The 12,587-nt window shown below is 44.6% G+C and carries 13 protein-coding genes and 1 pseudogene; 9 read left to right on the forward strand and 5 right to left on the reverse strand.

Going from position 1 to position 12,587, the window contains the following annotated elements; genetic code table 11:
• Positions 1–242: 242 nt before the first annotated feature.
• From MKY19_RS02095 to MKY19_RS02105, 3 genes are read left to right on the forward strand one after another with little or no spacing between them, the layout of a single operon-like run.
• A complete protein-coding gene (locus tag MKY19_RS02095; protein ID WP_339799955.1) occupies positions 243–818 on the forward strand; it encodes a sigma-70 family RNA polymerase sigma factor in 576 nt (191 codons plus the stop codon).
• On the forward strand, positions 808–1,863 hold the full coding sequence (locus tag MKY19_RS02100) for a hypothetical protein (RefSeq protein WP_339799957.1): 1,056 nt from the start codon (positions 808–810) through the stop codon (positions 1,861–1,863). The genes MKY19_RS02095 and MKY19_RS02100 overlap by 11 nt, the downstream gene beginning before the upstream one ends.
• 30 nt (positions 1,864–1,893) lie before the next feature.
• The gene (locus MKY19_RS02105) at positions 1,894–2,019 is read left to right on the forward strand and encodes a hypothetical protein (protein WP_339799959.1); all 126 of its coding nucleotides are present in this window, start codon (positions 1,894–1,896) and stop codon (positions 2,017–2,019) included.
• 218 nt (positions 2,020–2,237) lie between these two features.
• On the opposite strand, the pseudogene MKY19_RS02110 reads toward MKY19_RS02105, so the two are convergent.
• Positions 2,238–2,731 (reverse strand): annotated as a pseudogene (locus MKY19_RS02110) (NAD-dependent dehydratase); the annotation flags it as partial.
• Between the two features lie 114 nt (positions 2,732–2,845).
• Here MKY19_RS02110 and MKY19_RS02115 point away from each other — a divergent pair.
• From MKY19_RS02115 to MKY19_RS02130, 4 genes are all read left to right on the forward strand, one after another.
• Complete coding sequence (locus MKY19_RS02115) at positions 2,846–3,757, forward strand: ABC transporter ATP-binding protein (protein WP_339799961.1); 912 nt, start codon at positions 2,846–2,848, stop codon at positions 3,755–3,757.
• Positions 3,754–4,470, forward strand: a complete 717-nt coding sequence (locus MKY19_RS02120; RefSeq protein ID WP_076285176.1) for an ABC transporter permease — start codon at positions 3,754–3,756, stop codon at positions 4,468–4,470. Before MKY19_RS02115 ends, MKY19_RS02120 begins: the two co-directional genes overlap by 4 nt.
• A 2-nt stretch (positions 4,471–4,472) precedes the next feature.
• Complete coding sequence (locus tag MKY19_RS02125; protein WP_339268404.1) at positions 4,473–5,207, forward strand: ABC transporter permease; 735 nt, start codon at positions 4,473–4,475, stop codon at positions 5,205–5,207.
• Between the two features lie 109 nt (positions 5,208–5,316).
• Positions 5,317–5,682 carry a metalloregulator ArsR/SmtB family transcription factor gene (locus tag MKY19_RS02130; RefSeq protein ID WP_042184384.1) on the forward strand — a complete coding sequence of 122 codons (366 nt, stop codon included), beginning with the start codon at positions 5,317–5,319 and terminating at the stop codon, positions 5,680–5,682.
• Between the two features lie 55 nt (positions 5,683–5,737).
• On the opposite strand, the gene MKY19_RS02135 is transcribed toward MKY19_RS02130, so the two are convergent.
• Positions 5,738–6,499 (reverse strand): CPBP family intramembrane glutamic endopeptidase, encoded by a 762-nt coding sequence (locus MKY19_RS02135; RefSeq protein ID WP_076300102.1) that lies wholly within the window; start codon positions 6,497–6,499, stop codon positions 5,738–5,740.
• 232 nt (positions 6,500–6,731) lie between these two features.
• Between MKY19_RS02135 and MKY19_RS02140 the strand changes: the two genes are divergently transcribed.
• The gene (locus MKY19_RS02140; RefSeq protein ID WP_339799964.1) at positions 6,732–8,978 is read left to right on the forward strand and encodes a heavy metal translocating P-type ATPase; all 2,247 of its coding nucleotides are present in this window, start codon (positions 6,732–6,734) and stop codon (positions 8,976–8,978) included.
• A gap of 71 nt (positions 8,979–9,049) precedes the next feature.
• Here the strand turns inward: MKY19_RS02140 and MKY19_RS02145 are convergent, their stop codons facing one another.
• From MKY19_RS02145 to MKY19_RS02155, 3 genes are all read right to left on the reverse strand, one after another.
• Positions 9,050–10,012 carry an L-lactate dehydrogenase gene (locus MKY19_RS02145; RefSeq protein WP_042184390.1) on the reverse strand — a complete coding sequence of 321 codons (963 nt, stop codon included), beginning with the start codon at positions 10,010–10,012 and terminating at the stop codon, positions 9,050–9,052.
• 172 nt (positions 10,013–10,184) lie between these two features.
• Positions 10,185–10,685 carry a cytochrome c biogenesis protein CcdC gene (locus tag MKY19_RS02150; RefSeq protein WP_042184392.1) on the reverse strand — a complete coding sequence of 167 codons (501 nt, stop codon included), beginning with the start codon at positions 10,683–10,685 and terminating at the stop codon, positions 10,185–10,187.
• A 235-nt stretch (positions 10,686–10,920) separates the two neighbouring features.
• Positions 10,921–11,181, reverse strand: coding sequence for a GlsB/YeaQ/YmgE family stress response membrane protein (locus MKY19_RS02155; RefSeq protein WP_042184394.1), 261 nt, complete (start codon positions 11,179–11,181; stop codon positions 10,921–10,923).
• A 249-nt stretch (positions 11,182–11,430) separates the two neighbouring features.
• Here MKY19_RS02155 and MKY19_RS02160 point away from each other — a divergent pair, with 249 nt between their 5' ends.
• Positions 11,431–12,480 carry a lactonase family protein gene (locus MKY19_RS02160; protein WP_076300104.1) on the forward strand — a complete coding sequence of 350 codons (1,050 nt, stop codon included), beginning with the start codon at positions 11,431–11,433 and terminating at the stop codon, positions 12,478–12,480.
• Positions 12,481–12,587 lie beyond the last annotated feature (107 nt).

The following is a 12,587-nucleotide window of genomic DNA, read 5'->3' on the forward strand; positions in this document are numbered from 1 at the left end:
GTGGACGTAATGTTTAATACTTGATACCCCTTTACGACAGCCAGTGATCAGTGTGATTAGACTGAAAAATAAAGCACTAGACAGGCCACGGCTGCCATAAGGGTCGTTGCACTCCTGGTAGTCTTCCTGATCGATGGTCGTCGACACTCAGCCTTTTGCAAAAAAAAACAAAGAAAACCGAACCTTTTTTTGATAGAGAGGCAATATAGTGTGTAAGCAGCTTACTTAGGAGGGCCCTCTGAATGCAAAGTGAATACATGTACCAGTTACTCATAAAAATGAAAGATGGTGATCAACAGGCGTTTCATACGATGTATGATGCCACCTATCAGGACGTCTACCGGACAGTCTCCTTTCTGGTGGATCATCAGCAGGATCGGGAAGATGTCATGAATGAGATCTATATGCAAATGTGGACATCACTTGCTAACTACGATACGAACCGACCTTTCCACTTCTGGCTACACGGCTTGGTAATCCGTCAAGTGCAGAGATTTCGGGTCAAGAGCTGGCGGAGATTCCGAATTTTTGAACGCATTCGTGCCTTCTCTCGGGAAGAGTCTCATTGGGATCAACCTGCTGTGTTGATGGATGGGACGAATCAAATGATATCGAAGGCAATCCAAAAACTGACCGACAAACAGCGAACGGTGATTATCCTCCGCTTTTTTCACGACTATACTCTTGAGGAAATCGCGACATTGCTTGATATTCCGCTGGGTACAGTCAAGTCCAGATATCATGCTGGCCTTCAGGCGCTTCGAAAAAACTTATGGAATCTCCCCCCAGAAAGGATGGAAAAGATCAATGCTAACTGAACGCAAAATCCGTGAACATCTGCACAAAGAGGCAGAAACTATGGAGTGCCCTCCGGCTATTTCCAAACGTATAGAACAGTCTTATTTTCAATATTTACAACCAAAAAGGAGCGGAATAACCATGAAAAAACGATTGATTGGTGGAATAGTTGCTGCTGCGATTTTAATTCCAACCGCAGCATATGCGGCCCCTACCCTGATTGAAATGTTTACTAGAACACCAATGACTGCTGAACAAGTCAAGGTGGATGAGGTTGGCAAAGCAACACTTGAGAAGCTGTATAGCACATTTCCCGAAACAAAATCTTTTGAGATAATCGATGCAAGCAGCGTTCAAGGTGTCCAAACAAGCATCATACTGCAGGAAAAAGAAGGAACCGGTAAAAAGATTACCCTTCATACAAACAGTATTACGGGTGCGATTGAACACGTGATTCAAGAGAACTGGGAGCCTAAAGAGAAGCCAATCAATACTTTATCCGATCAGGAAATCAAGTCGAAGGTAGATTATCTAATTGATAAAATGTATGGCAACATCGAAGAGTACGAATTTGCTATGGAGAAAATGGAGAACCCGGATCAAAAAACGTTTATGTTGAATTACACCAAAAAGGGATCAAAAACACCGTTCTATCAGGTATTTGTTCAGAGCAATACAATCAGTGTTTCTCTGATCGGAGGTGAGACTACACCTTCAAACATTAAAGTAGAAGGTTTTTTCTCTAGAAATGGTAAGCCTGATTATTCTGCTGATGCCTATCTAAATGATGCAAAACTGTTTTCTTTACTAAAAATTAGCCCAGAAGAATTAAAACAAGAATTAGCAAAAGGTAAATCTGTTGTGGAGATTGCAGCATCTAAAAATGTCTCTAAACAACAAGTAATTGATGTCATTGCAAAAACACAGGTTGATGGACAAATTCAAGGTGAAATTAATGGTGAAGTTCCTAAAGGTAATCGTTCAAATGAACAACAGTTAAAAGCTATTGAACCAAAAGTATTACAAATTATTGAACACAAAAATGAAACACCATCGAAGAAATAACAAGTCAAGGCGCATGAGGTATAGAACCCAATGGATAATCCAGAGCCAAAAACGATCATGTTGAATTACACTAAAAAGGACAAGGACAGAACTAAACTGTTCTTCCAGGTATTTGCTCAAGGCAATACAATCAGTGTTGGGTTGGTCGGAGAATAGGAGTACAAAAACCTCGACTCTGAATGGTGACCCGTAAGATGGAACACTTTTAAAAAGTGTCCCCTCCTGCGGGTCATTTGTGTTTAATCAAAAGCACGAATGGACAGAACGGAGATTCTTAGGCGTAAAATTAGAAACGCTGCAAAGCTTAAAACCACATAAAACAAAACCAAATGTTGAGCACGTATAAGGTAGGCATTCTTAATTTATACGGTAATTTACGGGATGACTTTATGCTTGGGGAAGTCGTCAAAGATGTTCATAAACATTTCTTCGGTATCGACGAATTCGTGAAAGCCTAAACGTCGAGCCGTAGTTCCGTCGGCAAAAAAATCGTAGTCCCATGCAAACACGAAATCGCCGAATAGCCAAGAGGATACGTCTTTATAGGAATGCCGAGCAAGCCCATGCTTCTCAATCATTTTGTTCCAAATCTGCTCCTTGTCCGCCATGACAACGTCTAGAGACATCTGCAACGGAGGCGCTGTTTCCATGCCAAAGTATTGAGCGACTTTCGGCTATAACTCATTCCAACGAAACAGGTCGCCGTTCGTAATGTTGAATGCCTGATTCGCACAGCGCTCGTCGATCGCCGCCCATACTGTTGCCTTTGCGAGAAGCCGCAGACTACAGAAGGACGGAGTGGCTACCAAGTCCAAGCCTTACCCTTATGCCGTTGTTCTAAGAAATCTTGCTGATTAAACAGCGGCGGTCTAGGACCTTATTTTCATTGAACATCCATATCGTCAAATTTAAACAAAACTTAAACTTCGTGCCGCCTTGTTCTTAACCTTGGGACGTTATGCTAATTACCGAGGTGAGGAACATGAAAGAAACAGTGATTGAAACGAAGGATTTATTAAAAAAATACCGTGGCCGGGCTGCGGTGGAAAATTTAAATTTAAACATCCGCAAGGGAGAGATCTATGGCTTTCTTGGCCCGAACGGGGCAGGGAAAACAACAACAATTCGTATGCTGCTTGGACTGATCACTCCAACATCAGGAAGAATTGAAGTCTTCGGCCAGGATCTTCGCAAGCATAAACTGCAAATTTTGCGGAAGGTAGGGTCGCTTGTCGAGTCTCCATCCTATTACGGGCACTTAAGCGCTGTGGATAATCTTGAAGCCATCCGGCGTATCCTTGGTGCTCCGAAGTCACGGATTGCTGAGGTGCTAGATATTGTTTCCTTAACAGGGGAAGAGAAGCGTCCAGTTAAAGGGTTCTCCCTTGGGATGAAGCAGAGACTAGGTATTGCTGCTGCCTTGCTCGGGGAACCGGAGCTGCTTATTCTGGATGAGCCGACGAACGGACTTGACCCGTCAGGGATTCAGGAAATTCGCGGACTAATTAAACGATTGCCGCAGGAACAAGGGATTACCGTCGTAGTATCCAGTCACTTGCTTAGTGAAATTGAGCAAATGGCGGATACCGTAGGGATTATTCGTCAAGGGCAAATGGTGTACCAAGATAGTATAACGAATCTGCAGCGGCAAGCCGGGGGAAAAATGCGGTTAGCAGTCTCGGACCCGGAGGCCGCGCTGCGTCTTGCTGAAGAACGGGGGTACACAGGGATACTTCAAGACCAAAAGCTAGTCTTCTCCCGGATGATCGATGCAAGAGTTGCCTTGCTAGTCAAAGCGTTGGTAGAGAATGGGCATGCTATTTATCGTGTAGAGGAGCGGAGACAATCACTTGAGGACTTCTTCCTGCAGGTTGTAGGAGGAGAGGAATCATGATGTGGCGGGCACTGTCGGCGGATTGGCTCAAAATCCGTGGCAAGGGACTCTGGTTTCTAGTGTTTCTTGGACCGCTTGGACTTGTAGCCATGCAAGGCTTGAACTTCGGCCTTCGTTATGATTATCTTCGCGAGCAGTATAGTGCGGATTTATGGGGTGGGCTTCTGAACAATGTAGCTGCATTTGTGCCCATTGCTCTTTTTCTTGGAGGGACCTTAGTATGCTCGTTGATTGCAAATGTAGAACATCAGATGAGCTCGTGGAAGCAGCTCTTGGCACTACCTATCTCACGTACTTCAGTATTTATGGCTAAGCTGGTGTTATGTTTGGTGCTAGTGGCGGTTTCTTGTTTGCTGCTCTCGGTGGGTACAGTTGGTTTAGGGCTTGTTTTGGGCTTCAAGGTCGAACTGATTCCGTATTTGGATGTGTTACGAATTGGCTTTATGTCCTATATTGCAGCGTTGCCGGTTATCGCTTTGCAGCTGTGGCTTTCTCTGGCTAACCGTAATCAGACATTGCCAGTTGCTCTTGGAATAACCTTATCTCTGGTGTCTATCTTCTCCATGTTACTTTCGGAGTGGGTTCCTTTAACATGGCCATACATGGCTTGGGAATCTTCGCATCGTCTCTTATTTAGCGGCGCAGGGTTGCTGCTGGGGCTGCTGATTCTTTTGCCGGGTGCACTGCACTTCGCACGAAAGGATGTGGATTAACGATGAATTCATTTTGGAGAGTGTTGTCGGCAGAACGATTAAAAATGTCTAAATCATATGTCTGGCTTTTAGTTATAGGCAGTCCGATTTTAGCATTGCTTCCCGGGGCATTGGCAGATAATCAAGGGGAGAAGATGAGTTGGGAACTGTTGTTAAATGTGATGTCCATGATGCATGCCTTGCTGTTTCTACCTGTGCTCTCGGGTATTTTCGCAGCGCTGATCTGTCGTTATGAGCATCATGACGGAGGCTGGAAGATGTTGCTGTCTCTGCCTGTGACTCGGTTATCAGTGTACCTCTCAAAATATGTGATGATTATCGGATTGCTGGCTGCGGTTCAACTAACGTTCCTGGTGATGGTGCTGGGAATGGGTTTATTCCGAAATATTCCGGATTCTATCCCTTGGTCGCTGCTGCTTAGCTCGGTATTTGGCGGCTTTATTGCCTGTCTGCCACTCGCTGCACTGCAACTGGCTATCTCTCAAGGCTGGAGCAGTTTTGGCGCACCGCTGGCGCTGAATGTGAGTCTGACCATTCCTAATATGCTGATCGCCAATTCTTCAACCTATGGCCCCTATTATCCTTGGGTACAACCGATGTTGGCTATGATGCCGTATGGTGATGACACGTTTGGGGCTTTTAATTTACCGTTCGAAACGCTGATGATGGTAGTGGGCGGTAGTTTTATTGTATTTTTTGCGGCAGGACTATTCTCCTTTTATCGTAAAGCGGTCTGATTTACAGCGATTCTTATAAACGCCTTCTCCATGGACATCCAGAGCTGGTTTTCATATAATTGAGGAAAACAATCAGCAAAGCTGACTAGCTGGTGGAGGAGGCGATAGCATGGAGCCAACGGCATTAGAAGATTGCGATAACACATGCAAGGGTTCGGAGCTTGAACCGGAATCCATTGCATTGATTCTTCCTGACCGAGAAATAACGGATAAAATGGCAGAGATGTTCAAAGCGTTGGGTGATCCCACACGAGTGCGGCTCATTTACGCTTTGTCCCAGAAAGAACTATGTGTACACGATTTGTCTGTGATCCTTGATATGGGCCAATCTGCGATATCCCATCAGCTCCGTTATTTACGGAATTTACGAATTGTGAAGCGTCGTAAAGAAGGGAAGACGGTATTTTATTCGCTCAACGATGCGCATGTAGAGCAGATTTTTCTGCAGACGCATGAACATGTCCGTCATGAATAGCTGTACTTTTCAAAAAAGAGCGGTTCTCCGATTATTGGAGAACCGCTCTTTTGCGTTAACTAGATTGATTTAGGTTGCTCGATAGGGTTGGTTTTCTAAAGGATAGAGCCAGCCAGAGACAATGCACAGCGAGTACGAGAAGGATGAATAGATCGATCCCCATATATTCGCTTGTATTATCGTTACCAACAAACTGAATTAGATTATGTACAAAATGAAACAATATCAGCGGTAGAATATTATTATTTTTCAGCATCAACAAGGTAAGCACAAAACCGATCAGAAGAGAATATACGAGCTGTAGGAGGATTTGCGTCATGTCTGTACCGGATAAAGCATTAAGCAAGTGGGTAATAGAGAAGAGTATGCTTGAAGTAATCACAGCCGTTTTAGCGCCCTTAGTGAGTAAAGTCTTGAAAATCAATCCGCGGTAAATACTTTCTTCCACAAAGGCTACAAGCAGGGTGAAGAAGATAAAGAACAACACCTCAGACGTACTGATCTCACGAAAACCTTTAAAGGATATGGTGATCAGGACGACAGCTAGAGGTGCGTAATAAATCCACTTCCCAGAGGAAATGGTATTCAGAGGACGGAAGCCAAGATCACTCCATTTGTTCTTAACCGTGAAGTAGATGATCAGTACAAGCGCGATTGGAATAAAGGAGATCAGTACAGGGGCGGTATACGAAAGCTCTTTAATTGTAGCGTAAGTCCCGGCGGCAGATACAGCTAAAAGTAACAGCACCTCAATAATAACAACGGTCCAAACTGGGTATTTCTGTGAAAAAGAAGACGTCTTGGCTAGCTTTGACATGGTCTACATTCATCCTTCCTTCTGTGTAATTTAGTTGCCAATTCATCTCGGGTGCAATCATACATGATTTACCATATTTTCACGAAAAAATCAATTTATTTAATTTTTATGAGAGCGGATAAAAATGGTGTATATGACGTATTGACCTTCAAAAATAAAGGGAATATAATAGCAATAAGAAAACATATGAACAAGTGCTCATATATGGTTTTTATTTGAGGAGATGTGCCGTATGGATACGATGCAAGGAAAAGTAAAACGTCAGTGGGAATTAGAAGGCTTAGATTGCGCCAATTGCGCAAGGAAAATCGAAGATAAAGTGAAGAAAATCGAGGGCGTATCGTCTTGTTCCGTTAATTTTGTTACGAAGACAATGACGATGGAAACCGCCGCAGGTTATGAGGAATCGGCGATTGTTGAAGCAAAGAAAACGGTGAAGGCGCTTGAGCCCCATGTAAATGTAAGAGAGAAGACTCAGGGCAGTCGCAAGCTGCAGAATAACGGTAGTCATAAGCATGGAGAGGATCACAAACATGGCCATGAACACGATCATCAGGCTGCAGACGGACATAAGCATGATGATGCGGATGGTCACAGCCATGGCCACAGCCACGAGCATGGAGAAGGCGATACCCGTAAGATTCTACTGCGGTTAGGTGGCGGTGGGATACTCGCGCTTGCCGGAATATTCTTACCGGTGGAGGGTGTAGTAGAACTGCTGATTTTCTTAGCAGCCTATCTCATCGTGGGTAGTGAAGTTGTCTGGCAGGCGGTTAAGAACATTATCCGGGGTCAGGTATTTGATGAGAATTTCTTGATGGCTCTTGCAACCATCGGTGCTTTTGCGATTGGTGAGTATCCAGAGGGCGTAGCGGTTATGCTCTTTTACCAAATCGGAGAGTTGTTCCAAGGTCTAGCAGTAAACCGTTCACGTCGATCTATCACGGCACTTATGGATATCCGTCCCGAATTTGCTTACCTTAAGCTTGGAAATGATCTAAAACGAGTCTCCCCTGAGGAAGTAGCGATCGGTGATGTGATTGTTGTGAAACCGGGTGAGAAGGTACCTCTGGACGGAACGATCCTTGAGGGAAGCGCCATGATGGATACATCAGCACTTACCGGGGAGTCTGTACCGCGTTCGGCTGGACCGGGAAGCACAGTATTAAGTGGATTTATTAATCGGAACGGCGTTATTACAATGCAAGTTACACAGACCTTTGGAGAATCAGCCGTATCCAAAATTCTGGAGTTGGTACAGAATGCTTCAAGCAACAAAGCCAAAACAGAAAACTTTATTACTAAGTTTGCACGGGCTTACACACCTATAGTAGTGATCACAGCTGTCCTGCTAGCTGTCGTTCCTCCGCTAGTAATTAGCGGGGCAACCTTCTCAGATTGGATTTACCGGGCGCTTGTATTCCTCGTAATCTCCTGTCCATGTGCGCTTGTGGTCTCGATTCCACTTGGTTTCTTCGGAGGGATTGGAGCAGCTTCACGCAGTGGTATTCTGATTAAAGGAAGTAACTATCTTGAAGCGCTGAATGATGTGAAAGTAGTTGTCTTTGATAAGACCGGAACGTTGACTAAGGGGCAATTTAAGGTTACAGGAATTTATCCGTCAGGTGGCAAGTCTAAGGATGAATTGCTGCAGACAGCTGCTTATGCGGAGAGCCATTCGAATCATCCGATTGCCGAATCGATTAGGGCAGCTTATGGAGAACAGATTTCTAAGGAAGCAATCTCGAATTACAACGAAATCTCCGGTCATGGGATCGAGGTTTCGATTGAAGGCAAGACCGTACTTGCAGGTAACGCGCGTCTGATGGAGCGAGAGGGCATAGTTTATGAGGTGCCAGCGCAGAGCGGTACGGTTGTTCACATCGCGGTGGATCATCAGTATGGGGGTTATCTGGTGATTGCAGATGAAGTGAAGGAAGACTCGCAGCAGGCTATTCAGAGCCTCAAGAAGCTTGGCATCCGTAAAACGGTGATGTTAACTGGCGATGCTTCTTCTGTAGCTGAAGATGTTGGGAAGCAGTTAGGTGTAGATGAGGTTCACGCGGAGCTTTTGCCGCAGCATAAGGTAGAGGCCATCGAGAAGCTGGATCGTGAAAAGTCACATCGCGAGAAAATTATTTTTGTCGGTGATGGAATTAACGATACCCCAGTACTAGCTAGAGCAGATGTTGGGATCGCAATGGGCGGACTGGGCTCCGATGCTGCGATTGAAGCGGCAGATATTGTAATTATGACCGATGAACCTTCGAAGATTCCTGTTGCTATCGGCATTGCCAAGCGTACACGGATGATCGTATGGCAAAATATTATTTTCGCTTTAGGTGTTAAAGCTATATTTCTTATTCTCGGCGCATTTGGGATTGCCACGATGTGGGAGGCTGTATTCTCAGATGTTGGGGTAACCGTGCTGGCTGTACTGAACAGTATCCGAGCATTAAAGGTTAAAGATCAAGGATAAAAAAATCGCTCTTTAGGGTATTGGTGTTATCTACCGATCCCCAAAGAGCGATTTTTTCCGTTTGCAGGAGATTAAATGCTGTCTTCCAAGTGTAGGCTCTCAATGCCTGAGCGAACAATGCTGCAGGAGGCGTTGAATTTCTCCGCTTCTTCGGTGTTTAGGTTAAGCTCCAGTAGTTCTTGAATTCCAGTGTTGCCAATAATGGCAGGTACGCCGGTACATATACCACTTTGCCCGTACTCTCCATCCAGAATTGCGGATACGGCAATGATCTTATGCTCATCATTCAGAATGGAACGAGTAATGTAAGCCAGTGCGCTGCCAATACCGAAATGTGTGGAGCCTTTTTTAGTGAATATCTCCCAGCCCGCATCTTTGGTCTTGCGGGAGATATCCTCCAGATCCAGATGCTGGAACCGCTCACGATGCTGATCCATAATTTGCAGGATGGGCTTACCGCCAATCGTCACATGTGACCAAGCTACAAACTGGGATTCACCATGTTCTCCAAGTGCGTAGCCGTTTACGCTGCGTGGATCGATGGAGAAAACATCAGATAGTAGTGTCTTTAGGCGCGAGGAGTCAATGGAGGTTCCTGTACCAATAATTCTGTGGCGAGGCAGCCCTGATATTTTCCATACCATATAAGTGACAATATCGACTGGATTAGCGGCGACTACGAATATTCCATCGAATCCCCCAGCCATAATGTTGGTAATAATTTCTCTAGTAATGACTGCAGAAGCTTCCAGGACGTCAAGTCTTGTCTGCCCTGCCTTTGGATTAGCGCCGGCGGTTAAGATAACTACATCCATTCCTGCGCAGTCGCTATGGGTTCCGGCATACACCTTGGTGCGTGTGCTTGTGAAATCCATGCAGTGTGAGAGATCAAGTGCTTGTGCCATAGCGCGGTCATAGGTGCGGTCGATCATCATGATCTCGTCGCAAATGGCCTGATTGACCATGGAGTAGGCGCAGCTGGAACCGACCATCCCGGCACCGACGATGGCAACTTTTCTTGATTTACTTTTCAATTGCCTTGACCTCGCTTTCTATTGTTAGGTATGCATATATTTTAACGTATCCCTCCACAAGTTACCTAACATCGGACACAGAAAGATGTTTTTTCCTACATGGTATTCATCCACGTAAGAAGCCATCTCAATCGTATGAATTGAAATGGCTTCTTAGAATAACAACATATACTTATGACTGTAAGGACTGTGCCTCCGAGGAGGTCATAGCTTTATAACGTTTGTACATAAAGAATCTCCAATGAAGAATCATTCCGAAGGCTAAGATGAAGAATAATCCACCGGACTGAGGGATACTGACATAACTATTAATAAATTCATGAAGTAAGGTGCGAACTAAAAGGAGTCCGAGCAGAATGAAAGCAAAGCTCTTAGAACGCTGAGCATAAATTTGTCCATCCCGTTGTTCGAAGTTTGTGCTGCGTATTAGAGGATACGCGAAGATGAACCAGCCAATCAAAAAGGCGAGTGCTGCCCACCATAAAGGAAACCTAACTTCAGGTACAACGAACATGGCAAAGCCAGTCGACATCCCGAGAGGTGGAATCCATATTTTTCGAATGGTAACCGGACGTGCGCTAGCTTTTAGACGAATAAAAATAACCATTAGCGCCATGAGCAAGGTCCCTATAGTGGAGCCGATATGTAGGAGTGAGGGGTTAATGCTACCCATGATTCACGACCTCTCTATGATTTGAGTCACTTTTATCTCCATTATAACAGAAAAACGATGGCAGAACATTGAAGTGTAGCCGCTGTATGGAGGTAGTAGCTCCGTGAAAAGCACTGCATACTACATTAAGTAGAAAGAGGCCGAAAACACCAAATAGCAGGTCAAGGTAGTTAACCTTGACCTGCTATTTTTTTAATAATATAAGTAGTCCAACAATTATTGGTTCAGCCTAAGCTTATGAACGGCTACGCCCATTTGTTGAGCGAAGAATAAGGCTGACGATAAAGATCAGAACAACGGCTCCGATCAAAGAAGGGAAGAAATAGAAATCACTTACTTTAGGTCCCCAGCTTCCCAGAAGCACGCCACCGAGCCATGAACCGATAATACCTGCGATAATGTTACCAATTACCCCGCCTGGAATATCTCTGCCCATAATCAGACCCGCTAACCAACCAATGATCCCACCAACAATTAACATCCATAAAAAACTCATGTTACTTCAACTCCTTCGTTTTGTTGTTTTCGATGTCTACTATTAACCTTGCCAATCATGTTTAAACCACTTGTAAAAACTTACTACTGCCGGGAGAGTTAGGAAATGGCTTCGAAATTGAACTCGATAATGTATTACAACTATAAACATGCTATAGTGAAAAAATATTATAAAATACTGAGTGAGTTGCTATCAGTAAAGGGTAATTAAGAAGTAAATACAATTTATACAAACAAAGGAGTCGCTACTATGGAACGGCTTAATGAGGTATTGTTTTATGTGGGAACGTACAACCCTGAAGGTGAGGAAGCTATTCTACTCTGCTCACTTAGTCCGTCATCAGGGGAAATGAAGATTCTTGAGGGTACTAAGGGCATTGAGAATCCATCGTTTTTAGCAGTAAACAGCACAGGCAGCGTGCTCTATGCGGTTAGTGAGAAGGATGAGGGCGAGGTCTATGCTTTTGCTATTGATCCTGTTACTAAAGCGTTGAGTCCACTTGGAAGTCGTCCTACGGAAGGTGGCGCTCCTTGTTATGTCTCGATCAGTCCTAAGCAAGATTACATATTCGTCTCTAATTATTCCGGTGGCAATGCCAACGTATTTCCAGTAAATGAGGATGGTTCGCTTCAGGTCATGTCTGATCAAGTGAAACATGTAGGTTCAGGAATTCGTGAAGACCGTCAGGAAGCTCCGCATCCACACTCCGTCATTCCGGATGGAAGCGGCAAGCATATACTGGTTTGCGACTTGGGACTGGATCAAATCCTGATTTATCGCCTTGAAGAAGGTAAGCTGTCTAAGCATCGGGAGATTAATCTTCCACCAGGTTCAGGCCCACGCCATTTGGCGGTACACCCTTCAGGACAATGGATTTATCTGGCGAATGAGCTAAACTGTACCGTAACGGTATTTGCTAATGATGAGCAGAATGGAAATCTCAGCATTTTACAGCATGTCAGCACGCTTCCAGAGCAATATAATGCGGGTAGTGATGATACAGCTTCCGATATTCATGTATCGCCATGTGGTAAATTCTTGTATGTCTCAAACCGGGGACAAGATAGTATCGCCTTGTTCCATATTGAGGGTTCAACAGGTCATCTTGAAGCGGTAGATTGGCAGGTTACAGGCGGACGTACTCCGCGTAATTTCGCCATTATTGGTGGCAAGCTGCTCGCTGCGAATCAAAATAGTGATATTATTACTTCGTTCTCCATCGATAGTGACAGTGGCAGATTAATTCCTACAGGGAACGAGCTGAAGATAAAGACACCGGTCTGTATTCAAGCCGTGTAGGCTGGGAATAGGTTATTGTATGTTTCAATGTTAGAGGCTATTCCCCCAAATTCATCAAAATAAAAGGCCTTCCAATCAGCTGTACATGTGCTGAGGGAAGGCCTTAA

Origin of the sequence: Paenibacillus sp. FSL R5-0744, from assembly GCF_037972555.1 — a bacterium.
In the GTDB taxonomy this organism is placed as follows: Bacteria; Bacillota; Bacilli; order Paenibacillales; family Paenibacillaceae; genus Paenibacillus_AQ.

Excerpts from the sequence above, each read along its gene's own strand:
- MKY19_RS02150 (WP_042184392.1), bottom strand. The coding sequence starts at position 10,685 with ATGGGTAGCATTAACCCCTCACTCCTACATATCGGCTCCACTATAGGG.
- MKY19_RS02125 (WP_339268404.1), top strand. The coding sequence starts at position 4,473 with ATGAATTCATTTTGGAGAGTGTTGTCGGCAGAACGATTAAAAATGTCT.
- MKY19_RS02100 (WP_339799957.1), top strand. The coding sequence starts at position 808 with ATGCTAACTGAACGCAAAATCCGTGAACATCTGCACAAAGAGGCAGAA.
- MKY19_RS02115 (WP_339799961.1), top strand. The coding sequence starts at position 2,846 with ATGAAAGAAACAGTGATTGAAACGAAGGATTTATTAAAAAAATACCGT.
- MKY19_RS02135 (WP_076300102.1), bottom strand. The coding sequence starts at position 6,499 with ATGTCAAAGCTAGCCAAGACGTCTTCTTTTTCACAGAAATACCCAGTT.
- MKY19_RS02155 (WP_042184394.1), bottom strand. The coding sequence starts at position 11,181 with ATGAGTTTTTTATGGATGTTAATTGTTGGTGGGATCATTGGTTGGTTA.
- MKY19_RS02105 (WP_339799959.1), top strand. The coding sequence starts at position 1,894 with ATGGATAATCCAGAGCCAAAAACGATCATGTTGAATTACACTAAAAAG.
- MKY19_RS02120 (WP_076285176.1), top strand. The coding sequence starts at position 3,754 with ATGATGTGGCGGGCACTGTCGGCGGATTGGCTCAAAATCCGTGGCAAG.
- MKY19_RS02160 (WP_076300104.1), top strand. The coding sequence starts at position 11,431 with ATGGAACGGCTTAATGAGGTATTGTTTTATGTGGGAACGTACAACCCT.
- MKY19_RS02095 (WP_339799955.1), top strand. The coding sequence starts at position 243 with ATGCAAAGTGAATACATGTACCAGTTACTCATAAAAATGAAAGATGGT.
- MKY19_RS02140 (WP_339799964.1), top strand. The coding sequence starts at position 6,732 with ATGGATACGATGCAAGGAAAAGTAAAACGTCAGTGGGAATTAGAAGGC.
- MKY19_RS02130 (WP_042184384.1), top strand. The coding sequence starts at position 5,317 with ATGGAGCCAACGGCATTAGAAGATTGCGATAACACATGCAAGGGTTCG.